The organism is Flavobacterium psychrophilum DSM 3660 = ATCC 49418, from assembly GCF_002217405.1.
Classification (GTDB): Bacteria; Bacteroidota; Bacteroidia; order Flavobacteriales; family Flavobacteriaceae; genus Flavobacterium; species Flavobacterium psychrophilum.
The window spans coordinates 1-23,888 of record NZ_MUHE01000020.1; the positions used below are offsets into that span (position 1 = coordinate 1).

Here is a 23,888-nt window from a genome sequence, read left to right on the forward strand (position 1 = left end):
AGTCATCTGGCGAAAACAATATCTTTGTGTTTATCTATTTTAATTTATTTTTTTATCATCAATACTATTGGATTTTTCCTAATTGGTTACGATAAAAGAATGGCAATTGCTAATCAATATCGAATTTCCGAAAAAACACTTTTATCAATTGTTTTTTTGGGAGGAATTATTGGTTCTGGATTGGCAATGCTTTTCTTCAAACATAAAACTTCTAAAACTTCCTATTTATTAAAATTTTTTGGAATTATTTCGCTTCAAATTATGATTTTATTTCTAGTCTTGTACTATAAAATTTTTTGAATCTTCTTTCTGAAATTCAGGTTGAATATTTGTATGATTAATCTGAAATTTTTCTAACAAAACAACTTCTATTTTATGTAATAAAAGATTAAACTCGCTCATTTTTATATCTTCCAAACAATCTAAATGCGCTTCGAGATGCAACTCGTGGTCATTAAGATGCCAAACATGAATATGGTGTAATTTGTTTACCCCTGAAACCTTATGAACCTCACGAACAATTTCTTTAATATCAATATCAGACGGTGTAAAAAGCATTAACATTTTTGTAGATTCTTTTAATAAATCATAACCCACATAGATTAAATAAATTGCTATTGCAAAAGTAAGAATACTATCTATCCAATAAATTTGATATCGTTTCATTAGAATTCCACCAACTAAAACCACTACAGATGCCATCATGTCTGTAAAAAGATGTATGTAAGCAGATTTCATATTTATGTTATGATTTGCATCTTTTTTGAGCATTAATGCCGAAATTCCATTAACAAGAATTCCTAAAATAGAGAGCCAAATTACTAAATTTGATTTAATCCTTTGTGGATTTGAAAATCGATGTGAAGCTTCAAAAATTAAATACACTGCCACTATAATAAGTGTTATAGCATTTACAAATGCTGCAATTAGCTCTGCTCTTTTGTAACCAAAAGTTTGGTCTAACGATGCTTTTCTTTTAGATAAAACGTTAGCAATGTAACTAAAAATTAAAGTTAATACGTCAGAAAAATTATGCAAAGCATCGGAAATTAAGGCTAAACTTCCCGAAAGAATGCCACCTACAGCTTGTGCAACTGTAATTACTACATTTAAAACTATTGAAAATAGAAGATTTTTACCTTGTACTTCGTGGGGTGAATGGTGGTGTGGCAAAATTATTTTTTTCGTTTTTCAATTTCTAGTTGTACTTTTTTCAATTCACTCGAATTATAAAAAATAAAGAATAAAGAACCTAATATTAAAAAAGGATGCATATTCTTACTTTTTGCATAAACAGCAAACAAAGTCATTCCTACTAAAACAACAGCAATAGTTATAACTATTTTTTTCCAGTAAGATAAAGAGGTTTGTTTAAGTAATAATTCTGCTAACGATAAACTTGTGTAATCTTTTTTGTTAAACATATTTTAATAGGTTTTATCATTTTTTAAATAATATGTTTTGCATGAACTAACAACTAATTTTTCCTACTCTTGTAGCGTGTCGTCCGCCTTCAAAAGTGGTATTTAAAAATGTATCTACCATTTCTATAGCTTGCTGAATCGATGTATAACGAGCAGGAATACTTATAATATTAGCATCATTATGCTGGCGAGCTAAAGACGCAATTTCTTTTGTCCAACACAAAGCGGCACGAATTCCTTGGTGTTTGTTTGCTGACATGGCAATTCCGTTTCCGCTTCCGCAAATGATTATACCAAAATCTGCTTTTCTATTAGTAACATCTATGGCTACTTTATGACCAAAATCTGGATAATCTACACTATCAAAACTATCGGTGCCGTGGTTTGTTATGATATGTCCTTTTTGTTCTAAAAACTGAACAATTGCTTTTTTGTAATCTGGTCCTGCGTGGTCGTTCCCTATTGATATTTTCATTGTAGTGGTTTTTGTGGTTACAAATTTAAGCAAAGAATTGTACATTTACTTCTTGTGGTAAGGCTTAAATAATCATATTTAAAAAATGATATTTTTATTATAAATTAGTACTTGTATTTAATGTAAAGAAAAAATAACATAATGTACTATAAATCAGGTATTATTGTTATTTCAGTTCTTAAAAATTTGCATTGTTAACAACCAAACGCAATTCCTTGATTTTCAGTTAACCCTAATTTAACAACTTTTGTTCATAACTTTAGAAAAAATTTTAGAAGTTTTTTTTGGAAGTCTAATTTAAAATCGTAATCCAAAACCGAGAATTAAAATCCTAATTTACTTTAGCGTTTTTTTATAAAACTTATTAATACAAAAAATAGGTTTATTAACAAGGAAAGGAAAAAAGCTTATTTACAATTTAATATAATTTAAGGTTTTCAACTAGTGTTAATAACATTTTAAAATCTATTTAAAATCAAATGTTTAAGATAAAAAACAGCTGTTAATAAGTCGATATAAAAAACATAAAGTAATATTTAAGCTTTATTTTTTAAAATTTATAGTAACTATTAACATGCTATAATAACCATCAATAAATTATTTAAATTTAAATTTTCTTTTTTTAATATATAATAAATGTTGACAAGTTTGAAAAAAGATTAGAGATAATAGATGAAAGACAGTTCTAATCTAACAAACTTCGTTATTATATTTTTGTTTATTATCTATCCGTCTTTCATCTATTATCTCCTCAAAAAGTTATATTTTCTTTAAAACTGAAATCTAAATTCTGAAATCTAATATCTTATTCGTAAATTTCAACTTTATAAAAATGAATTATGAGTAAAATGCCAAAAAAGTTTGGAAAAAAAGAGAAAGATTTCTCAACAAAGATTTTAAAAGTACTATCACAAAACGCGAATAAACCTTTTAACTATAAACAAATTTCAGCACTACTAGAAGTAGATGATACTAAGAGTAGAAACGAAATTATAAAGGATTTAAAAATTCTTGCTTCACAAAAAAAGATAGTAGAAACAGAGCCTGGAAAATACTTAGTAAAAGGAATTTCACAAGACTATTACGAAGGAAAAATAGACATGACTTCTCGTAAAACAGCTTATTTTGTTTGTCCTGATTTTGGAGAAGATGTATTTATACCTACCAATAACTTAAATCACGCTTTAGACAAAGACATCGTAAAAGTGTATGTGTACAACAGAAGAAAGGGAAAACGTCCCGAAGGAGAAGTTATAGAAGTCGTAGAACGAGCTAAAACAGATTTTGTAGGGGTTATAGATATTCAGAAAAATTTTGCCTTTGTAAGCACTGCAAATCCTAAAATGTACACAGATATTTTTATTCCGTTAGCAAAAATTGCAGAAGCACAACAAGGCGATGTTGTTTTAGTTCATATCGAAGATTGGCCTAAAAAAGCCGATTCTCCTTTTGGAGCAGTCACTAAAGTTTTAGGAAAACCAGGAGAACACAACACAGAAATTCATGCTATCTTAGCAGAATATGGTTTACCTTCTGAATTTCCTGTAGAAGTAGAAATTTTTGCACAAAAAATAGACACTTCTATTCAAGAAAGTGAAATTGCAAAACGCCGTGATATGCGACAAACATTAACCTTTACCATCGATCCAAAAGATGCTAAAGATTTTGATGATGCCCTTTCGTTCAAAAAATTAGAAAACGGAAACTACGAAATAGGAATTCACATTGCCGATGTTTCGCATTATCTACAAGAAGGAACAATCCTAGATGACGAAGCGTATCAACGCGCAACATCAGTCTATTTAGTAGATAGAGTGGTACCCATGTTGCCCGAAGTTTTATCTAATTTTGCTTGTTCCTTACGACCAAATGAAGAAAAATATACCTTTTCGGCTATTTTCGAAATCGATGAAAAAGCAACCGTTATCAACCAATGGTTTGGAAGAACAGTTATTGATTCTAACCAACGTTTTGCATACGAAGAAGCGCAATATATCATAGAAACCAAAGACAATACCATTCCAGTTGAAACTTCGATTACAGGAAGTTCTTATATAGTTTCTGACGAAATTGTAGCTGCTACTTTAAAACTAGATGAATTGGCTAAAATTATGCGTCGCAAACGGATGAATGACGGAGCAATTTCGTTTGATAAAGTAGAAGTAAAATTTAATCTAAGCCAAGACGGAGAACCAGAAGGTGTATTCTTTAAAGTTTCTAAAGATGCCAATCATCTTATAGAAGAATTCATGTTGCTTGCTAACAGAAAAGTAGCCGAATATATTGGTAAACAAAAGAAAACGTTTATTTATAGGATTCACGACGAACCAAATGAAGACAAACTATTTGCCATGCAAGCCGTGATTGCAAAATTTGGTTATAAAATAGATTTTAGAGGTGGAGAAATATCTAAATCTCTTAATGCTTTAATGGCAGAAGTAAATGGTACCAAAGAACAAAATCTTATCGATACTTTAGCCATTAGAACCATGAGTAAAGCAAAATATTCGACCGAAAATATTGGTCATTATGGTTTGGCTTTCGATTATTATTCACATTTCACCTCGCCAATTCGTCGTTATCCAGACGTTATGGTACATCGTTTGTTGCAGTTTTATTTAGATGGCGGAAAATCTGTCGATCAAGAAACCTATGAAACAAAATGCCAGCACACCTCTAATATGGAAAGTTTAGCAACCAATGCCGAACGTGATTCTATTAAGTATATGCAAGTAAAATACATGCAAAATCACCAAGATCAAGAGTTTTTAGGAGTAATTTCTGGCGTGACCGAATGGGGAATTTATGTAGAAATTATCGAAAACAAATGCGAAGGAATGGTTCGTATTCGTGATATAAAAGATGATTATTACACCTTCGATGAAAAACAATATGCTTTAGTAGGCGAAATATCTAAATCCTTATTGCAATTAGGCGACCAAGTTTGGGTAAAAGTAAAAAATGCCGATTTAGTGAAGAAACAATTAGATTTTAATTTTTTAAGAAAACAATAATAATTGCTATGAAAAAACTATTTATAATTCCGTTTTTAGTAGTAACTAATTTAATTACAGCACAAGTAACAAAAAATGTTGGTAATTTTATTAAGGTTACAGCTTTCGATAAAATTTCGGTTCAATTAATACAATCAACTGAAAATAAAATAGAATTAAAAGGAAAATTTGAAAATGAAGCCATACTTATAAACAATAATGGTGAGTTAAAAATTAGACTTCCGTTAGGAAATTTTTTAAATGGAGATGATTTAGTAGCAAAAGTTTATTTTACAAAATTAGAAGGATTAGAAGCCAATGAAGGTTCTTATGTTTCTTGCGATACCGAAATTAAAGCACTAGATTTTAGTCTTATTGCCAAAGAAGGATCCCAAATAAAAGCAATTGTTAATGCACAAAGAATTAGCATAAAATCATCTAACGGTTCTATTATAAAACTATCAGGAAATGCACAAAATTTAGATGCTGTTACTAATTCAGGAGGAAAACTCGAAGCAGAAAAATGCCTCACTTCTCAAGCCAAAATATCTGTAAATGCAGGAGGATTTGCAGATATATATGCAACAGATTTAGTAGATGCAAAAACAAGAGCTGGTGGTACCATTACTATTTACGGAAACCCAAAACAAATAAATCAGAAAACAATTTTAGGCGGGCATATTATAATTAGTAAGCGATAATATTTATCTTTTTTAATAATTTTTGTAAAAAAAAAATACTTTCAAATAGATTTTTAACAATTATTAATTTTTAACTTGCATGATCGGAATATTAATTAAAAAAGAATTATGATTCAATATATTTTAGGTAACGGAATCCCATTAGGAATATTTTTAAGTTTCATGATAGGACCAGTTTTTTTTGTACTATTAGAAATTAGTATAACTAAAGGTTTTCGTGCCGCATTAATCTTTGATTTAGGTGTTATTCTTGCCGATATTTTTTTTATAAGCATTGCATATTTAGGTAGTTATAGGTTAATTCAGAGCTTAAAAGACGACCCAGCATTATTTATTTTAGGGGGTATTATTATGGTTACATACGGTTTAATTTCGTTTTTTAGACTACGAAAAGCACACAAAGCAGCAGACGAGGAGGAAGTAGTCGAATTAATTAAGAAAGACTACTTAAACCTATTTATAAAAGGTTTTTTACTCAACTTTATCAATATCGGAGTTCTGGGTTTTTGGTTACTTATTATAATCACATTTGTCCCAAAATTGCAATCAGAAGTTCCTAATGTAATTTGGTTTTTTACCACTGTTATACTTACTTATATTGTCACAGATATATGCAAAATACTATTATCTAAACAATTACGTAACAAACTTACCACAGAAAATATTATAAAAGTTAAAAAAATAAGTAGTATTTTATTAATTATTTTTGGTGCATTTTTACTCTCTCAAGGTTGGTTTCCTAGTGATAAAACCTTCGTAACAAATACAATTGAAAAGATCGAGAAAAAGTAGTAAATATTTAAATAAAAAAAGAGATACATTTCTGTATCTCTTTTTGAGGCATCGTCCGGATTCGAACCGGAGTAGGAGCTTTTGCAGAGCCCAGCCTAGCCACTCGGCCACGACGCCATTAGTTAGCGGATTGCAAATATAAGAAACTATTAATAATTAGCAATTGATAATTAGTATTTTTTAAAAAATATCAACTATTAATTATCAATTGCTAATTAATTCTAATTTCTATATTCTTCTATTTCAATCGTAACAGCTTCAACATCACCACTAATAGGAGGATTTAATTTAGAAACAGCTACAATAATTCGGGAAACTGATGCACTCTCTGCAAAGATTCTTTTTATAATTCTATAAGCAACATGTTCTAATAATTGCGAACGAACTGCCATTTCTTCTACTACAATCTGATTTAAAAGCACATAATCTACCGTATCACATAAATTATCTGATAATGATGATTTGCGTAAATCAGTTTTTATTTCTAAATCTACCTTATAATTTGACCCTATTTTACTTTCTTCTACCAAACAACCATGATAAGAAAAAGTACGAATGTTTTTTAGTTTAATAATTCCCATTTTTATATTTAAAATTTAAAATTTAGCGTTTAATATTATCTCAATCAACTTTAAACGGAAACTTTAAAGCATTTTTTTATCTTTGCTAAAATTAAACATAATTATGTCAACCGAAGAAAAATCACTCAATTTTATTGAACAAATTATAGAAGATTCGTTAGCAAGCGGTTTTCCACAAGATAAATTGCGTTTTCGTTTCCCACCAGAGCCTAATGGTTACTTACATATTGGTCATGCAAAATCTATTTGCCTTAATTTTGGTTTAGGATTACGATACAATGCACCTGTAAATTTGCGTTTCGACGATACAAATCCTGCTAAAGAAGAGCAAGAATATGTAGATGCCATTAAAGAAGATTTACAATGGTTAGGCTTCAATTGGGCAGAAGAACGTTATGCTTCCGATTATTTTCAGCAATTATACGATTGGGCAGTTGTAATGATTAAAAACGGTAAAGCTTATATAGACAGTCAATCCTCATCAGCTATGGCAATACAAAAAGGAACACCAACACAACCAGGTGTTGATGGTCCTTTTAGAAACCGTTCTGTAGCAGAAAATCTGACTTTATTTGAAGGCATGAAAAATGGTGATTTCGAAGAAGGAACACACGTTTTGCGTGCTAAAATTGACATGTCTTCTAAAAATATGCTCATGCGTGATCCATTAATGTACAGGGTTTTGCACCGTCACCATCATAGAACAGGAAACGATTGGAAAATTTATCCCATGTATGATTTTGCTCATGGCCAAAGCGATTATATAGAGCAAATTTCTCACTCTATTTGTACCTTAGAATTTGTCATGCACCGCGAATTATACAATTGGTTTTTAGATCAAATATATGATACAACAAAAGTTAGACCAAACCAATATGAGTTTGCTCGCCTGAATTTGAATTATACCGTAATGAGCAAAAGAAAACTCTTACAATTAGTTCAGGATAAAGTTGTAAATGGTTGGGATGATCCAAGAATGCCAACAATTTCTGGTTTGCGCCGCCGTGGTTATACCGCAAAATCTATTCGTAATTTTTGTGAAACTATAGGTGTTGCCAAGCGCGAAAATGTGATCGATGTGTCACTTTTAGATTTCTGTTTGCGAGAAGATTTAAACAAAACTGCACCAAGAGTCATGGCAGTTTTAGATCCAGTAAAATTAGTCATTACAAATTATCCAGAAGGAAAAGAAGAATGGTTAGAAGCCGAAAATAACCAAGAAGACGAAAGTGCAGGTTTCAGAAAAGTGCCATTTTCTCGCGAATTATATATAGAAAGAGAAGACTTTTTAGAAGTTGCTCCAGCTAAATTTTTTCGTTTAAGTATAGGAAACGAAGTGCGTCTAAAAAATGGTTATATTATTAAAGCAGAAAGTGTTACCAAAGATTTAGAAGGTAATATTACCCAAATTGAAGCGAGTTATGATACTGATTCTTTAAGCGGAAGCGGTACCGAAGCCAGTAAACGAAAAGTAGCTGGAACCTTGCATTGGGTTTCCGTTTCTCATGCCATTGAAGCCGAAGTGCGTTTGTATGACAGATTGTTTATAGATGAAGCACCAGATGCCCACAAAGAGAAAAACTTCCTCGATTTTATGAACAAAACCTCATTAGAAATCGTAAATGGTTTTGTAGAACCAAGCCTTATAAATGTTAAGGTAAATGATAAATTTCAGTTTCAACGTTTGGGTTATTTTACTGTTGATAAAGAGTCAAGTACTTCAAAATTAGTATTTAACAAAACCGTTGGACTAAAAGATGCTTGGGAGGAAAAAGGCAAAAAAGAAGAAAATTTATTGATGAATATGTTAAAAGAAATCAATAAATATGTAAAAGAAAAAGACGAAAATACGGCTAAAAACACATTAATTCCAATCATTGAAAACATCAAATCTATCGATAATTATAGTTTGGTAATTAATACGATTGTTAAGAATATCAAGAACGATAATAATGCTTTATTGTTTGCAAATTTGGTTTTGAAACATTCTGATAAAGTGGCAACAAAAGATATTGAAACAGAACAAATAACAAAGTTATATACAATGTCGTTAAAAAGTCAATTGGTTGCAGTAAGAATTTTAGCGATTCAAAACTTAAAAAATGATTCAGAGAATTTTTCTAATTTTCAAACACAATTAGCAGAATTGAAAAATTCGGAGAAAAACTCCAACGTTTTAGAATTATTATAGAATTAACTTTTATAGTTTTTATAAATAAAAAATCCACTTTCGAGTGGATTTTTCTATTATAGATAATTACAATTAAAATTATATTATTAATAATTAATACTTATTAAAAGTAGCCTTCATAAATTAATTTTAATAAATTTAAAAAATTCATTAAGGTGTTTTTATGTTTATAAAAAAAACGTGTATTAAAACGCTTTATTTTAGTTTTCGGCTCATTTTAAGTATAAAAAATATGCTTTTTATGTTTAACGACTATTTAACACAACATGAAGATGAATTTTGTAACTTTATAATTAATAAATAAAAAAAGATATGTCAAACAAAAACGGAAATAATGTATTAGCACTTTTACTTGGTGCCGCAATTGGAGTTGGAGCAGGAATTTTATTTGCTCCTAATAAAGGGTCTAAAACTAGAGAAAAAATAAAAGGTAATTTGAATGATTGGAAAATAGATCTTAATAATAAATTAGCAGATTACGAAGAAGATATTCGAGAAAAATTTTCTGGTTCGAAAGAAGATTTAAAACAATCTGTAGATAATTTACTTTCTAATTCTAGTTACAAGGCCGAAGAAACCATTTTGTTTCTAGAAGAAAAATTAGCCGAATTAAAAAAACAAAACGCTAAACTTCAAAAATAATGGCATTTGAAGATTTAAAAGAAAATGCAGAAGCAATTCAGGAAAATTCTAAAGCTTATTTAGAAAGTAGCATGGCGTATTATAAACTTTGGGGTTTTAAAGTAGCTATGAAATCTACTACTTTACTGCTTAAGTTTTTTTTAATTGCCATTTGTCTTTCTGTAGTATTGCTATTTGTATCTATAGCTGCGGCTTTTACTTTAGGGAATTTATTAGATAGTTATTCATTGGGATTTTTATGTATTGCGGGTATTTATTTACTTTTAGCCATACTTTTATTTTTGGTAAAAGATAAGATTGTAGAAGGTACTATTTTAGAAAAATTCTCAGAAATATTTTTTAACGATTAAATTATGGAGAAAAAAAAATATTCCTCATATACTGAGATTGAACGTGATTTAGAAATTCTTAAATTAGAAAAAGAAATTTATTACGAAAAAATACTTTTAAGTATAGATAAAACTAAAGAAAGTATTTTACCTTCTAAGTCGGTAACATTAATTGGTAATGTATATCAAAAGGTGTTTTCTGGAACCTATGTATCTATATTAAAGATGTTTATTCCTTATGTGTACAACTGGTATTTAAAAAGAAAAAGAGGCAATTAAGCCTCTTTTTTGTTTCTTCATTTATTTTGTTTCATTTGCTTCGGAGGTATCGGACGGATTATAATCTGTTGAAGTATGATTTTTAGATTTTACTCTTGGCGTTTGTTTTTTCATTTGTTCGCCAATGATATTGGTTGCTGCAAAACTAGTTACCATTGTATTTAGCATATCGCTGGCGGCTTGAGGAGAATTAGGCAATAAGATTAAGTTCGAATTTGTATCGGCTCCAATGGCTTGAAGCGTATCATAATGTTGTGTGATTACGATAAGTGCCGATGCTTCTTGCGAATTGATGCCTACTTCATTTAGCACAGCTACACTTTCTACTAGCCCACGAGCAATTTCACGACGTTGATCTGCAATACCTTGACCTTGTAATTTTTTGCTTTCAGCTTCAGCTTTTGCTTTTGCAACAATACGAATGCGTTGTGCTTCACTTTCAAACATAGCTGCTGTTTTTTCTCTTTCGGCTGCATTTATACGATTCATCGCATTTTTTACCTGAATATCTGGGTCAATATCAGTAACTAAAGTATTTATTATGTCATAGCCATAAGTTGTCATGGCTTCGTTTAATTCGCGTTTTACTGCGATGGCTACATCGTCTTTACGTACAAATACATCATCAAGAATTAGTTTTGGTACTTCGGCACGTACTACATCAAAAACATAGGCTGTTATCTGATCGTGTGGATATTCTAATTTGTAAAAAGCTTCATAAACGTGTTCTGGAATGACTTTAAATTGTACAGAAACTTTCATTTTAATAAATACGTTGTCTTTGGTTTGTGTTTCGATCATGACATCTAATTGTTGTATTTTTAGATTTACACGACCTGCAATATTATCTATAACTGGTAATTTGAGTTGTAAACCAGATTGTCTTATTCCGGTAAATTTGCCAAAACGTTCTATAACAACTGCTGTTTGTTGTTTGACAGTAAAAAAGGATGATAATAGGATAAATAATCCTATAACGATAGTGATGATAAAAATTGTACTCATTGTAATAGTTTTTAGTTTGTTATATTGGTTATACGCTAGTTTGTATCGAAAGTTACAAAGTTGTAGTTTAATTATGGTTACTTTGTTGTAAATTTATTTTAAACAAGATGAGCCCAATATTATATCGGGCTCATTATTATTCATTATAAAAACAAAAGTTTTTATAATGTTGCTATTGCTTTTTCAATTCGGTTTATGGTTTCTTTTTTTCCAATCATTTCTATGATATCAAACAAATGTGGTCCCATCATTTTTCCTACTAAACTTAATCGGAAGGGTTGCATGACTTTGCCCATTCCTATTTCGTTTTGTGTCATCCAATCTTTTACAATGGTTTCTATATTTAATGATGTAAAATCTTCAATACCATTTAAAACCACAATCAATTGTTTCATTAATTCAGGAGTTTCTTCTTTCCAGTTTTTTGTGGCTTTCTCATCATACGAAGTTGGGGCTATAAAGAAATAATCAGATAAATCCCAAAGTTCGTTTACAAAATGAGCTCTTTCTTTTACTAATGCAACTACTTTAGTGGTATAATCTAAATTTGTTACAATTCCTTTTGATGCTAGTATTGGCAAAAATAATTCAGCCAAAGTGCTATCTTCTTTCTTAACTAAATACTGGTGGTTAAACCATTTGTTTTTCTCGGGATCAAACTTGGCTCCTGCTTTGTGTATTCTATTCAAATCAAATTTTTGTACTAATTCTTCTAGCGAAAATATCTCTTGTTGGGTTCCGTCGTTCCAACCCAGCATGGCTAAGAAATTGATTACAGTTTCTGGAAAAAAGCCATTTTCTTTATAGCCTAAAGAGGTTCCTTCATTGGTTTTCCATTGTAATGGGAATACAGGAAAACCTAGTTTTTCGCCATCACGTTTGCTTAATTTACCGTTTCCTACGGGTTTCAAAATTAAGGGTAAATGTGCAAATTCTGGTGCTTCCCAACCAAATGCTCTGTATAATAAAACGTGTAATGGCATAGATGGCAACCATTCTTCGCCACGAATTACGTGCGAAGTTTCCATTAAATGATCATCTACAATATTGGCTAAATGGTACGTTGGCATTCCGTCACTTTTAAACAAAACTTTATCGTCTAACAAATTAGTTTCAAATTTAATATCACCACGAATAATATCCTTTAGGTGTAAAGTTTCATTAACAGGCGTTTTAAAACGAATTACATAATCTTCGCCATTTGCTATTCTTTCAGCTACTTTTTCAGGCGAATTAGTTAGCGAATTGTCTAATGTTTCACGAACCGTATGATTGTAAATAAAGGTATTTCCTGCTGCTTCAGTTATTTTTCTTAAGGTATCTAAACTTTCAGATGTATCAAAAGCATAATATGCCCAGCCAGAATTTATCAATAGATCGGCATATTGTTTGTACAAATGTTTTCTTTCCGATTGTCTGTACGGACCAAATTTTTCGTTTTTTCCTATAGTTTCATCAGGAGAAATTCCTAACCATTTTAATGCTTCTAGTATATATTCTTCGGCACCTGGAACAAAACGATTTTGGTCTGTATCTTCTATTCGTAAATAGAAAACGCCGTTGTGTTTTTTAGCAAATAAATAATTAAATAAAGCAGTACGTACACCACCTATATGTAAAGCTCCCGTTGGGCTTGGTGCAAAACGCACACGAACTTGTTTAGACATTTTTGTAAATTTTGATACAAAGATAAATGATTAACCACAAAGTTTACAAAGGTTTTCACGGAGTTCACAAAGCTTTGTGTTCTTTGTGGTTAAAATACAATCGATATAAGTGACAATAGTTTTCAATGAACTCACAAAACTTTGTGTTCATCGTGCATTTCTTTGTGTTCTTTGTGGTTAAAATAGAATCTAAATTTGACAACTTTTGGGTTTAAAAATCGCTTTAATATATTTTTAACTCATTAGAATTTAAAAATTACTACTTTTATAGGTTATAACTAATGATTAAGTATTTTGGATTCAAAAAAGCTCATATTTCAAAAACTAGAAGATTTCATCAAGAAATTTTATACTAACGAATTATTACGTGGCACTATTTTCTTTGTTGGTTTGGGATTATTATATCTCTTTGCAACGAGTTTTATCGAATATTTTCTTTGGTTGAAACCAAGGGGAAGAACATTTTTGTTTATATTATTTGTTTTGGTAGAGTTGTTTTTATTGGTACGATTTATTGCGTTTCCAATATTCCAACTATTTAAACTTAAAAAAGGAATCGATTATACCGATGCTTCTAAAATTATTGGGAATCATTTTGCCCAAGTAAATGATAAGCTGACTAATTTTCTTCAATTAACTGAAGACAAAAATAAGTCTGAATTGCTTCTGGCATCAATACATCAAAAGGCAAATGCACTACAACCCATTCCTTTTTCTAATGCTATCGATTTTAATAAGAACAAAAAATTCTTGCCATTAGCATTAATTCCTTTGTTTTTTGTTTTGTTTCTAATGCTTTCAGGTCAGCAAAAACTAATTACGGAGAGTATGAATCGTGTGGTTAATTACAAGCAACAGTTCTTGCCGCCTGCGCCGTTTTCATTTACATTGGTAAACAAAAAATTGCAAACAGAACAAAACAAGGATTTTATTCTTAAAGTAAAAACCGTAGGAAAAGTTGTTCCTGAAAAAGCCATGATTTTTATAGGTGACGAAAGTTATTTTATGGAAAACACGAAACAAGGAGAATTTGAGTTTGTAGTAACGAAACCTATGCAAAATATCGATTTTCATATCGAAGCTAACCAAGTGTCGTCTGCTGATTATACTTTGAATGTAATTACCGTTCCTGCCATTGCTAATTTTGAAATGTTGCTTAATTTTCCTAATTATTTAAATAAGAAATCGGAAATCATTAAAGGAACAGGAAACGCAATTGTGCCAGAAGGAACACAAATTACTTGGAGAATTAATACGGTGGCTACTCAAAATATCAATCTCATAGAAGCCAATAAATCGTATTTGTTTGTAAATGTTGGAAATACATTCAATTTGAGTAAAAATATCTTTCAAAATACAGAATACCAGATATTTACATCTAATAAAGTAGTGAAAAATTACGAAAAACTAAATTATGCTATCAATGTGGTAAAAGACCAGTTTCCAACTATCAAAGTAGAGATGGCAGCCGATAGTTTAAAGGGGTCTAAAGAATATATTTTAGGTCAAATATCCGATGATTACGGTTTTTCGAAATTGAGCGTTGTTTATTTTCCAAAAGACAATCCGAAAGCTTCCAAACGTGGAACCATTGCTGTGAAGCAGAATAATTTCGATCAGTTTGTATTTTCTTTTCCAAGCACCTTGCCTATTGTAGATGGCGTGGCGTATGAATATTATTTTGAAGTTTCGGATAACGATGCCATTCATCATTACAAAAGCACCAAGTCATCTGAGTTTTCGTATCGTGAAGCTACCGCCCAAGAAAAAGAAAATGAAAACTTGCAACAGCAAAATGAGAACATTAATGCTTTAGAAAAATCATTAAGCAAACAAGATAAGCAACTCTCTGAGCTACAAAAATTGCAAAAAACAAACAAAGAAAAAAATGATTTAGATTATAAAGACAAGCAAAAATTAGACGATTTTATCAAACGTCAGAAACAACAAGATGAAATGATGAAGGAGTTTTCTGAAAAAATTAAAGATAATTTAGAGAAATTTAAAGCTGAAGATAACGATCCTAAGAAAAAAATATTGCAAGAACGTTTAGAAAAATCGAAAGAAGAATTAGAAAAAAATCAAAAGCTTCTTGATGAACTAAAGCGATTGAACGAAAAATTAGATCAAGATGAAATACAAGAAAAATTAGAAAAGTTCGAACAAAAAAGTAAAAACCAAACCAAGACTTTAGCACAATTGGTAGAGTTAACTAAAAGATATTATGTCGAAAAGAAGGCTGAACAACTTGCTGATAAATTAGATAAGCTTTCAGAAAAAGAGGATAAATTGGCTGACGATAAAAAAGAAAATTCTGAAGAAAAGCAAAATGAAGTTAATAAAGAGTTCGATAAAATTGAAAAGGAATTAAAGGATTTAGATAAAGAAAACAAAGAACTAAAATCGCCATTAGCTATTCCTCATGACAAAGAAAAAGAGGAAAGTATTAGTAAAGATTTGCAAAAGGCTTCAGAAGAGTTACAAAAAAAACAGCAAGACAAAGCTTCGGCTAAACAAAAAAATGCGGCTAAGAAAATGAAAGAGATGAGTCAGAAAATGACTCAAGAAATGGAAGGTGGCGAAAAAGAACAACTAGAAGAAGATGTTGCAATGCTTCGTCAAGTACTAGATAACTTATTAGCATTTTCGTTTTCTCAAGAAGCATTAATTAAAAATTTTAAGGCGATTACAAACACTTCTAATGCGTTTTCTAAACACCTAAAAACACAACAAGATTTAAAACAACAATTCAAACATGTCGATGATAGTTTGTTTGCTATGTCATTGCGTCAACCAAAAATCAGTGAACAAATTACAACTGAAATAGGAAAAGTTTATTATAATATTGACAAAAGTATCGACTTACTTTCCGACAATCAAATACCTAGAGGCACCTCTAGTCAGCAATTCTCTTTAACGAGTGCAAATAATTTAGCCAATTATTTGAGCGATGTTTTAAATAGTATGCAAATGTCACTTTCCGGAATGGGTAAAGGAAAACCCAAACAAGGAAAGGGAAAAGGACAAGGAAGCGGAATGCAGTTGCCTGACATTATTCAAAAGCAACAAGATCTTGGCGAAAAAATGAAAGGTGGAAAAAGCAAAAAACCAGGCGACAAACCAGGTGAAGGAAAAGCAGGAAAATTAGGCAAAGACGGAAAAACCGGTAAGGGAAGTAACGGAAATAGCAATGGTGAAAACGGCGATGATGGCGAAGGCGAAGCAAAATCTGTTTTAGAAATACTAAAGCAACAACAACAATTGCGTGAAGCACTACAAAAAGAGCTTGAGAAAAATGGTTTAGGCGGGATGGGTCAAAACGCTTTAGAGCAAATGAAGCAAGTAGAAAAACAATTAATAAACAAAGGTTTTTCTAACGATGCAATTCAGAAAGCGCTTAGTTTAAAATATGAATTATTAAAACTAGAGAAAGCGATTCAAGAACAAAACCAAGATTCGAAAAGACAATCTATTGCTAATAAAAGGGGTTTTAATAACACCACCAATCCCCTACCGCAAAAGCTTCAAGAATATTTAAATAGTATTGAAATTTTAAATAGACAAACACTACCTTTGCGCTCAAATTTTAACCGTAAGGTTCAAGAATACTTTAAGAAAAATGATTAGTTTTAATTACGAAATAGATTTCGAAATTCAAGAAGAAACCAGTTATATAAACTGGGTTTCTAGTGTTATACTTTCAGAAAATAAATCTGAAGGAGAAATAAATTATATCTTTTGCGACGATAATTATTTACTCGAAATTAACCAGCAATACCTAAACCACGACACTCTTACAGATGTTATAAGTTTCGACTATTCATTAGGTGATGAAATACATGGCGATATTTATATTTCGATTGAAAGGGTTCGTGAAAATGCAGATGATTTTAAAGTTCCTTTTGAGGAAGAATTAAAACGAGTTATGATTCACGGCGTACTGCATTACTGCGGTTATAAAGACAAATCTGATGCCGACGAATTATTAATGCGCTCTAAGGAAGATGAAAAATTAAAATTGTTTCACGTGAAACAAAATTAAACCAAACCCTAAAATTGTTTCACGTGAAACAATTTTTTGTATTTTTTATAAGTAAGTTCCACGTGGAACAAATTAAATACGAGTTGTAAATTTTGTTCTGTGTAAATGATTTTTTAATAGTTAATTAAAAAGTTTCACGTGGAACAAAATGTAATAAGATTAGAGTTGCGTTGTAGTTCGTGGTTTTTAATTTTTAATTTTTAAGTGAATATGTTTTTAGAAGAATATGATGTTATTGTTGTTGGTGCTGGTCATGCAGGCTGTGAGGCTGCAGCGGCATCGGCAAATTTAGGTTGTTCTACCCTATTGGTTACAATGAGCTTGCAAAACATTGCGCAAATGTCTTGCAACCCTGCTATGGGCGGAATTGCAAAAGGACAAATAGTTCGTGAGATTGATGCGTTAGGTGGTTATTCAGGAATTGTTTCCGATAATACAGCAATTCAATTCAAGATGCTTAATAAATCGAAAGGACCTGCTATGTGGTCGCCAAGAGTTCAAAGTGACCGCATGCGTTTTGCTGAAGAATGGCGGTTGATGTTAGAAGGAACGCCTAATCTTGATTTTTATCAAGAAATGGTTTCCGGAATGGTTATCGAAAATAATAAGGTTTTAGGTATTAAAACTTCTTTAGGTTTAACCATTCGAGGCAAATCTGTGGTGCTTACAAACGGAACTTTTCTTAATGGGTTAATTCATATTGGGGATAAACAATTTGGAGGAGGTCGTGCTGGCGAAAGTGCTGCTTACGGAATTACCGAAGATTTAGTAAAAGCTGGTTTCGAATCTGGTAGAATGAAAACAGGAACACCACCTCGTGTAGATGGTCGTTCGTTAGATTATTCTAAAATGAATGTAGAAGCGGGTGATATAAACCCATCTAAATTTTCCTATTCAGATGTAACAAAGCCATTACTGCATCAAAGAGATTGTCACATGACTTATACCTCTCTTTTGGTTCATGATATATTGCGTGAAGGTTTCGAACGTTCGCCAATGTTTAACGGACGTATTAAAAGTTTGGGTCCAAGATATTGCCCTTCTATCGAAGATAAGATAAATCGTTTTGCCGATAAAGACCGTCATCAATTATTTGTAGAACCAGAAGGCTGGAACACTTGCGAGGTTTATGTAAACGGATTTTCTACATCACTGCCAGAGGATATTCAATTTAAAGCCTTGCGTTCTGTTGTTGGTTTCGAAAAAGTAAAGTTCTTTAGAGCAGGTTATGCTATCGAATATGATTACTTCCCTCCTACGCAACTTAAACATACTTTAGAAACTAAATTAATTTCTGGTTTGTATTTTGCAGGTCAAATAAACGGAACTACAGGTTACGAAGAAGCCGCTTCTCAAGGTTTAATGGCTGGAATAAATGCAGCACTCAAGGTAAAAGAAAAAGAACCTTTAATCTTAAAACGAGACGAAGCTTATATAGGAGTTTTAATAGATGACTTAATTACAAAAGGTACCGAAGAACCGTACAGAATGTTTACTTCTCGTGCAGAGTTTAGAACCTTATTGCGTCAAGACAATGCCGATTTTAGATTGACTCCAATGTCGAATAAAATAGGTTTAGCTTCTGATGCTCGTTTGCGCAGAATGGAACACAAACTAAATGAATCAGAAAAAATGGTAGCTTTCTTTAAAGAAACCAGTATTACTCCTACTGAAGCAAATCCAGTTTTAATTGCAAAAAAAACCGCCGAAGTTAATCAGACCGATAAGATTTTTAAAATACTATCTCGCCCACAAATTGATTTGTCCGATGTTTTAAAATTTGAAAATGTGGCAAATTATGTTGCTAATAATAATGTTGATCAAGAAATATTAGAACAAGCAGAAATTCAAGTTAAGTATTCTGGTTATATCGATAAAGAAAGAGCCAATGCCGAAAAGTTAACTCGTTTAGAAGATTTAAAAATACCTGAAAAATTCGATTACCATCAAATAAAATCTATGTCTATTGAGGCCAAACAAAAATTATCTAAAATAAGACCAGTAACCATTTCGCAAGCCTCAAGAATATCTGGAGTTTCGCCAAGTGATATTTCGGTCTTATTGGTTTTTCTGGGAAGATAAATATTGTAGAAATTAGATTAACCATTTTGATTTCAGAAGGTTTATCTGATTTTGAAAATCTTTAATCTATATTCAAAAATCAAATTGTTCCACGTGAAACGTAAATAAATTTTTTAGTTTCAAAACTTAAATTAAAAATCGTTAATCTACATTCAAAAATCAAATGAATTTCCAAACCCATTCTGTTTTTATTAAAGTAAAAGACAATTCAATATCAAAAGAAAGCTTCGAATTGCTCATTGATGAAGAATTACAATTACTAAAAACACACCCGCAACCCTTGTTAGATATTCTTCCGAAATATTACGAAAGCGAAGATTATATTTCGCACACTGACGGAAAGCGTTCTTTGTTCGAAAAAATGTATCAAATTGTTAAATCCTATTCTTTAAACAAAAAAGTAAGTTTAATAAATACTCTCCATTTACAAAAAGGAAGTTTATTAGATATTGGTGCAGGAACTGGCGATTTCTTAGCCACAGCAAAAAAACAAGGCTGGCAAATTACAGGAATCGAACCTAATGAAAAAGCAAAAATAATTTCAATTTCTAAAGGCGTTTCATTTGCAGAAAATCTAGAAAGTATCTCATCTCATTCTTTCGACGTAATTACCATGTGGCATGTTCTAGAGCACGTTCCTGATTTAGAAAATCAAATCAAATTATTAAAAAGATTATTAAAACCAAATGGGACAATAATAATTGCAGTGCCAAATTATAAATCTTTTGACGCAAAATATTATGGAGAGTTTTGGGCAGCTTATGATGTGCCAAGACATTTGTGGCATTTCTCTAAAACAGCCATCGAAAAATTATTTGCTAACGAGAATATGAAACTCATAAAAATGCTTCCCATGATTTTCGATAGCTTTTATGTGTCGCTTTTATCAGAAAAATATAAAAACGGAAAAATGAATTTTATAAAAGCATTTTATATCGGATTGAAGTCAAATATGAAGGCAAAACGAAATTTAGAGTATTCTTCCCATATTTACGTGATAAAAAATAGCTAAAAACGATTTTAAGCCCTTTTTAGCAACGTTTAGTGTGGTTAATATATAAATTCATGCAAAAAAATAGAATTTAGCTTAAAACGAATTTAAAAAAGCGGTTTTTAATAGCGAAAAACTATGTTTTTAAATCATGTTATAAGGTTTTGCTATAATGATAAAAACCACGATAATTTTATCAAATAACCAAATCAACAAATAACCAAATCAACATTTCAAAAAAAAGTTTACTTTTACCAAAATTTAAAAATCAATAAAAAAATAAAAATGAAAAAAGTAGTATTATTAGCAGCAATTGTATTTTCAATAATTTCTTGTGATAAAAAAACTGAAGCAAAGGAATACAAGACTGCTTATGTTGACACTCAAAAAATGATGGAAGATTATACGGAGCTTAAAGAACTTCAAGATAAATATAAAACCAAAGGAGAAGTAATGGGTCGTGAACTTGAAGTAGCCGCAAAAAGACTCAAAGCAGAAGAAGCAGGTTTTCAGCAAAACGCACAAATAAAAGGGCAAGCTTGGGCACAGCAAAAAGCAGCAGAATTTCAGCAAAGAGAGCAACAATTGCAGTATGCACAACAAGCCATGATGCAACAATTGCAAGGGGAAAGTGGTGGAAAAATGGATACAATTGTAAAATCGATGAAACAAATCATTAAAGATTACGGAAAAGAAAAAGGATACGATTATATTTACGGAACAGGTGCAGAAGCTACCGTTTTGTACGCAAAGGATAGTTATGATATTACAAAAGAAGTTGTAAAATTACTAAACGATAAATACGCTGCAAAACCTAAAACAGAGGAAAAAGCAGCAGATAAAAAATAATTTTTTCTAAAAAATTTTAAAAACCTTCATCTTTAGTTAGTTGAAGGTTTTTTTGTTTCGCAAGGTTTCTCGAAGAAAATTAAAAGACTTTGTGCATCTCTGTGAAACCTTTGTGAAACTTCATGAAACAATTTAAAATAAATTCAATATTTTTGTCAAACTATATACAAACCAAAATGGAAAATATCTCAGCCGAAGCCAATTATACCCTACAATTCATCAATCAAACCCAGCGAAATATTTTCCTTACTGGAAAAGCAGGTACAGGAAAAACCACACTTTTACGGGAAATTATACAAACCACACACAAAAATTGTGTTGTAGTAGCCCCCACAGGAATTGCAGCACTAAATGCTGGCGGGGTTACGATTCACTCGATGTTTCAGTTGCCTTTTGGCGGGTTTATCCCAGATAATACAGTGCCACAATTTTCAGAATACATAAAATTTGAATCGAAAGCGACTTTAAATCGAAATTTTAGAATGAGTGGTTTGAAGAAATCAGTCATCAAAAATATGGAACTGCTTATTATAGATGAAGTGAGTATGCTTCGTGCCGATCTGCTCGACGGAATCGATTTTATGTTGCAATCCATTCGAAAAAAAAAAATTGCTTTTGGTGGCGTTCAAGTTCTTTTTATTGGAGATTTATTACAATTACCTCCTGTAATTAAGGATGAAGAATGGAAAACATTGCGCAACTATTACAAAGGAAAATTCTTTTTTCACTCGCATGTAATACAGCAAAATCCGCCGTTATATATAGAATTGTCAAAGATTTTTCGTCAAACCGATGAGATTTTTATTTCTATTTTGAATAATTTACGAAACAATAGGATTTCGCCACAAGATATTGAGAATTTAAACCAATATGTAAAACCAAATTTCGACCTCAAGGCCAATAAAGGATACATTACACTAACCACGCACAATGCCAAAGCCGATGGTATGAATGCCAAAGCTTTAGACGATTTAGAAGGCAAACAATACCAATACAAGCCAGAAATTACGGGCGATTTTCCAGAAAAAATTTATCCAATAGATCAGCATTTACAACTAAAAATTGGTGCGCAAGTCATGTTTGTAAAAAATGACTTGTCGTTAGAAAAACGATATTTTAATGGTAAAATGGGGATTATCAAATCATTATCGGAAGCAGAAATTTTAGTGCATTTTCCAGACGAAGATGTCACGATTGAAGTCGAAAAATACGAATGGCAAAATATTCGCTATTCTGTAAATAATTTAACCAAAGAGATAGAAGAAGAAACTTTGGGAACTTTTGTACACTACCCTATTAAGCTCGCTTGGGCGATTACGGTGCACAAAAGTCAAGGTTTAACTTTCGATAAAGCTGCGCTCGATGTGTCGCAAGTTTTTCAGCCAGGACAAGCTTATGTAGCCTTATCACGTTTGCGTTCGTTAGAAGGCTTAGTTTTGCTTTCTCCGCTACAAATGAATGGCATTTCGAACGATGCTGATGTGATGGACTATGCCGAAAACAAAGCAACCCAAGAAAAACTAGAAAAATCATTGCAACAAGAAACCACAAAATTCTTGCATAATTACCTAAAATCTACTTTCGATTGGGCAGATTTAGCTCAAGAATGGCGCAATCATTTGTACAGTTATAGCGAAAAAGACGAATCAGCAACAAAATCGAAACATTCGCTTTGGGCAAAAAAACAAACCGATATCGTTACCAAAATTCAAGAACCAGCAAGAAAATTTTTGAGTCAGTTAGACAAACTTTTTAGTGCAGAACCATTTGATATTCATTTTATTAAAGAAAGAATAGATGCCGCCTACACTTATTTTTTTGCACAAATGGATGGTATTGTTTATGATATTTTATGGAAAATAGAAGAAGTAAAACGCATCAAAAAGGCAAAAATGATGTTCGACGAATTATCAGTATTAGAAGAAGTACAAATTAAAGCAGTTTTTAAACTCATGAAAGCCAAGTTGCTTGTCAAAACAATTGCTTCGGGCGATATAATTTCTAAAGAAAATTTAACTTCTAACGACATTAAAAGCTACAAAACCAATAAGATAGATGCGATTCACGAAGAATTTAAAAGATTAAACATCACATTAATTGATGATAATCTCGACGTAGAACGTTATGCTAAGAAAAAGAAAGAAGTTAAGGAGGTTAAAAAATCGACCGTACAAGAAACCTACGAATTGTGGCAACAAAAAAACACAATCAAAGAAATTGCAGCCCTTAGAAAACTAACCCCACAAACTATTGGCGGACATCTGGCAAAGCTTATAGAATCTGGAACTATCGCCATTACCGATGTTTTGCCAGCAGACAAAATATCAGCTTTAGCCGAAGCCTTTTTTGGTTACAAAGAAGAAACCCTAAACCCACTAAAAGAAAAATATGGCGACGAATTTACTTGGGACGAATTAAAAATGTACAAATCGAGTTTGAATGCGGGTTAATATTCATCTGTTTTTTTAAATTGAAACTGTGATTTTTGTGTTTTTACCTTAAAAATTTAAAAAGCTAGAAACACAACGAAGAATCATAGTGCATAGCATTTTTATAGCTTTCAAACACAAAAGTGCTAATACCAATTTATCTTTAAAAATACTGGAATNNAAACTTTAAATGGTATAAATAGCATTGAAGCATTAGTAGACAATCCCGTTTGCGCTTATTTTACTGTAGGAAAATCCCTTTCGGTAAAAGAGTTTAAGAATCATTTGGATGAAATTATAACCACTTCAAATTTGGGAGAAAAAGCATTTACTACAGATGAAGCAAAGGGGAAAATAATCAGAAAATGGAGCCAGTTATTTTACGGAAGAATCAATTAATACCAATTTATCTTTAA

Annotated in this window: 20 protein-coding genes and 1 tRNA gene; 14 read left to right on the forward strand and 7 right to left on the reverse strand. The window is 31.2% G+C overall.

Annotated elements, in window-relative coordinates; all coding sequences use genetic code 11:
• Positions 1-300: DUF1294 domain-containing protein (locus B0A57_RS05930; RefSeq protein ID WP_243389177.1), on the forward strand; the 300-nt coding region annotated here is incomplete at its 5' end.
• Here the strand turns inward: B0A57_RS05930 and B0A57_RS05935 are convergent.
• Genes B0A57_RS05935 through rpiB form a run of 3 tightly spaced genes read right to left on the reverse strand, consistent with a single transcriptional unit; the run spans position 274 to position 1,899 of the window.
• On the reverse strand, positions 274-1,173 hold the full coding sequence (locus tag B0A57_RS05935) for a cation diffusion facilitator family transporter (RefSeq protein ID WP_034099655.1): 900 nt from the start codon (positions 1,171-1,173) through the stop codon (positions 274-276). The two genes, B0A57_RS05930 and B0A57_RS05935, sit on opposite strands and share 27 nt — an antisense overlap.
• Positions 1,174-1,175: 2 nt before the next feature.
• The gene (locus tag B0A57_RS05940) at positions 1,176-1,424 is read right to left on the reverse strand and encodes a hypothetical protein (RefSeq protein ID WP_034099657.1); all 249 of its coding nucleotides are present in this window, start codon (positions 1,422-1,424) and stop codon (positions 1,176-1,178) included.
• 46 nt (positions 1,425-1,470) lie between these two features.
• Positions 1,471-1,899: a ribose 5-phosphate isomerase B gene (gene rpiB / locus B0A57_RS05945; protein ID WP_011964575.1), complete on the reverse strand. Its 429-nt coding sequence runs from the start codon at positions 1,897-1,899 to the stop codon at positions 1,471-1,473.
• Positions 1,900-2,738: 839 nt separating this feature from the next.
• On the opposite strand from rpiB, the gene rnr reads away from it, so the two are divergent.
• The 3 genes from rnr (at position 2,739) to B0A57_RS05960 (ending at position 6,385) form a co-directional block, all read left to right on the forward strand.
• Positions 2,739-4,913, forward strand: a complete 2,175-nt coding sequence (gene rnr / locus B0A57_RS05950) for a ribonuclease R (protein ID WP_034097076.1) — start codon at positions 2,739-2,741, stop codon at positions 4,911-4,913.
• Between the two features lie 8 nt (positions 4,914-4,921).
• A complete protein-coding gene (locus B0A57_RS05955) occupies positions 4,922-5,593 on the forward strand; it encodes a head GIN domain-containing protein (protein WP_034097079.1) in 672 nt (223 codons plus the stop codon).
• 108 nt (positions 5,594-5,701) lie between these two features.
• A complete protein-coding gene (locus tag B0A57_RS05960) occupies positions 5,702-6,385 on the forward strand; it encodes a LysE family translocator (RefSeq protein WP_011964578.1) in 684 nt (227 codons plus the stop codon).
• 46 nt (positions 6,386-6,431) lie between these two features.
• On the opposite strand, the gene B0A57_RS05965 is transcribed toward B0A57_RS05960, so the two are convergent.
• Positions 6,432-6,502 (reverse strand) — tRNA-Cys (locus B0A57_RS05965).
• A gap of 104 nt (positions 6,503-6,606) precedes the next feature.
• Positions 6,607-6,966 (reverse strand): dihydroneopterin aldolase, encoded by a 360-nt coding sequence (folB, locus tag B0A57_RS05970; RefSeq protein ID WP_034097083.1) that lies wholly within the window; start codon positions 6,964-6,966, stop codon positions 6,607-6,609.
• A 103-nt stretch (positions 6,967-7,069) separates the two neighbouring features.
• Here folB and B0A57_RS05975 point away from each other — a divergent pair, with 103 nt between their 5' ends.
• The 4 genes from B0A57_RS05975 (at position 7,070) to B0A57_RS05990 (ending at position 10,407) form a co-directional block, all read left to right on the forward strand.
• Positions 7,070-9,157, forward strand: coding sequence for a glutamine--tRNA ligase/YqeY domain fusion protein (locus B0A57_RS05975; RefSeq protein WP_034097085.1), 2,088 nt, complete (start codon positions 7,070-7,072; stop codon positions 9,155-9,157).
• 312 nt (positions 9,158-9,469) lie between these two features.
• Positions 9,470-9,799, forward strand: a complete 330-nt coding sequence (locus B0A57_RS05980) for a YtxH domain-containing protein (RefSeq protein ID WP_011964581.1) — start codon at positions 9,470-9,472, stop codon at positions 9,797-9,799.
• A complete protein-coding gene (locus B0A57_RS05985; RefSeq protein WP_011964582.1) occupies positions 9,799-10,149 on the forward strand; it encodes a competence protein in 351 nt (116 codons plus the stop codon). Before B0A57_RS05980 ends, B0A57_RS05985 begins: the two co-directional genes overlap by 1 nt.
• Before the next feature lie 3 nt (positions 10,150-10,152).
• Positions 10,153-10,407, forward strand: a complete 255-nt coding sequence (locus B0A57_RS05990; protein ID WP_034097087.1) for a DUF6327 family protein — start codon at positions 10,153-10,155, stop codon at positions 10,405-10,407.
• 21 nt (positions 10,408-10,428) lie between these two features.
• Here B0A57_RS05990 and B0A57_RS05995 read toward each other — a convergent pair whose 3' ends face one another.
• Entirely contained in the window at positions 10,429-11,412 is a 984-nt protein-coding gene (locus tag B0A57_RS05995) for an SPFH domain-containing protein (protein WP_011964584.1), read from the reverse strand.
• 161 nt (positions 11,413-11,573) lie between these two features.
• Positions 11,574-13,079: a glutamate--tRNA ligase gene (gene gltX / locus B0A57_RS06000; RefSeq protein ID WP_034097088.1), complete on the reverse strand. Its 1,506-nt coding sequence runs from the start codon at positions 13,077-13,079 to the stop codon at positions 11,574-11,576.
• 294 nt (positions 13,080-13,373) lie between these two features.
• Here gltX and B0A57_RS06005 point away from each other — a divergent pair, with 294 nt between their 5' ends.
• The 6 genes from B0A57_RS06005 (at position 13,374) to B0A57_RS06030 (ending at position 23,493) form a co-directional block, all read left to right on the forward strand.
• Positions 13,374-16,706: a coiled-coil domain-containing protein gene (locus tag B0A57_RS06005; protein WP_034097092.1), complete on the forward strand. Its 3,333-nt coding sequence runs from the start codon at positions 13,374-13,376 to the stop codon at positions 16,704-16,706.
• A complete protein-coding gene (gene ybeY, locus B0A57_RS06010; protein WP_034097094.1) occupies positions 16,699-17,121 on the forward strand; it encodes an rRNA maturation RNase YbeY in 423 nt (140 codons plus the stop codon). Before B0A57_RS06005 ends, ybeY begins: the two co-directional genes overlap by 8 nt.
• Before the next feature lie 210 nt (positions 17,122-17,331).
• Entirely contained in the window at positions 17,332-19,203 is a 1,872-nt protein-coding gene (gene mnmG, locus B0A57_RS06015) for a tRNA uridine-5-carboxymethylaminomethyl(34) synthesis enzyme MnmG (RefSeq protein WP_038465749.1), read from the forward strand.
• Between the two features lie 163 nt (positions 19,204-19,366).
• Positions 19,367-20,215, forward strand: coding sequence for a class I SAM-dependent methyltransferase (locus B0A57_RS06020; RefSeq protein ID WP_034097097.1), 849 nt, complete (start codon positions 19,367-19,369; stop codon positions 20,213-20,215).
• A 264-nt stretch (positions 20,216-20,479) separates the two neighbouring features.
• Positions 20,480-21,043, forward strand: coding sequence for an OmpH/Skp family outer membrane protein (locus B0A57_RS06025; RefSeq protein ID WP_034097099.1), 564 nt, complete (start codon positions 20,480-20,482; stop codon positions 21,041-21,043).
• A 176-nt stretch (positions 21,044-21,219) separates the two neighbouring features.
• Positions 21,220-23,493: a helix-turn-helix domain-containing protein gene (locus tag B0A57_RS06030; protein WP_011962188.1), complete on the forward strand. Its 2,274-nt coding sequence runs from the start codon at positions 21,220-21,222 to the stop codon at positions 23,491-23,493.
• The last annotated feature ends 395 nt before the right edge of the window (positions 23,494-23,888 follow it).

Coding starts and splice junctions, on each gene's coding strand:
- B0A57_RS05975 (WP_034097085.1), top strand. CDS start 7,070: ATGTCAACCGAAGAAAAATCACTCAATTTTATTGAACAAATTATAGAA.
- B0A57_RS06025 (WP_034097099.1), top strand. CDS start 20,480: ATGAAAAAAGTAGTATTATTAGCAGCAATTGTATTTTCAATAATTTCT.
- B0A57_RS05940 (WP_034099657.1), bottom strand. CDS start 1,424: ATGTTTAACAAAAAAGATTACACAAGTTTATCGTTAGCAGAATTATTA.
- ybeY (WP_034097094.1), top strand. CDS start 16,699: ATGATTAGTTTTAATTACGAAATAGATTTCGAAATTCAAGAAGAAACC.
- B0A57_RS05960 (WP_011964578.1), top strand. CDS start 5,702: ATGATTCAATATATTTTAGGTAACGGAATCCCATTAGGAATATTTTTA.
- B0A57_RS06020 (WP_034097097.1), top strand. CDS start 19,367: ATGAATTTCCAAACCCATTCTGTTTTTATTAAAGTAAAAGACAATTCA.
- gltX (WP_034097088.1), bottom strand. CDS start 13,079: ATGTCTAAACAAGTTCGTGTGCGTTTTGCACCAAGCCCAACGGGAGCT.
- B0A57_RS06030 (WP_011962188.1), top strand. CDS start 21,220: ATGGAAAATATCTCAGCCGAAGCCAATTATACCCTACAATTCATCAAT.
- rpiB (WP_011964575.1), bottom strand. CDS start 1,899: ATGAAAATATCAATAGGGAACGACCACGCAGGACCAGATTACAAAAAA.
- B0A57_RS05990 (WP_034097087.1), top strand. CDS start 10,153: ATGGAGAAAAAAAAATATTCCTCATATACTGAGATTGAACGTGATTTA.
- mnmG (WP_038465749.1), top strand. CDS start 17,332: ATGTTTTTAGAAGAATATGATGTTATTGTTGTTGGTGCTGGTCATGCA.
- B0A57_RS05995 (WP_011964584.1), bottom strand. CDS start 11,412: ATGAGTACAATTTTTATCATCACTATCGTTATAGGATTATTTATCCTA.
- B0A57_RS05985 (WP_011964582.1), top strand. CDS start 9,799: ATGGCATTTGAAGATTTAAAAGAAAATGCAGAAGCAATTCAGGAAAAT.
- B0A57_RS05955 (WP_034097079.1), top strand. CDS start 4,922: ATGAAAAAACTATTTATAATTCCGTTTTTAGTAGTAACTAATTTAATT.
- B0A57_RS05980 (WP_011964581.1), top strand. CDS start 9,470: ATGTCAAACAAAAACGGAAATAATGTATTAGCACTTTTACTTGGTGCC.
- folB (WP_034097083.1), bottom strand. CDS start 6,966: ATGGGAATTATTAAACTAAAAAACATTCGTACTTTTTCTTATCATGGT.
- rnr (WP_034097076.1), top strand. CDS start 2,739: ATGAGTAAAATGCCAAAAAAGTTTGGAAAAAAAGAGAAAGATTTCTCA.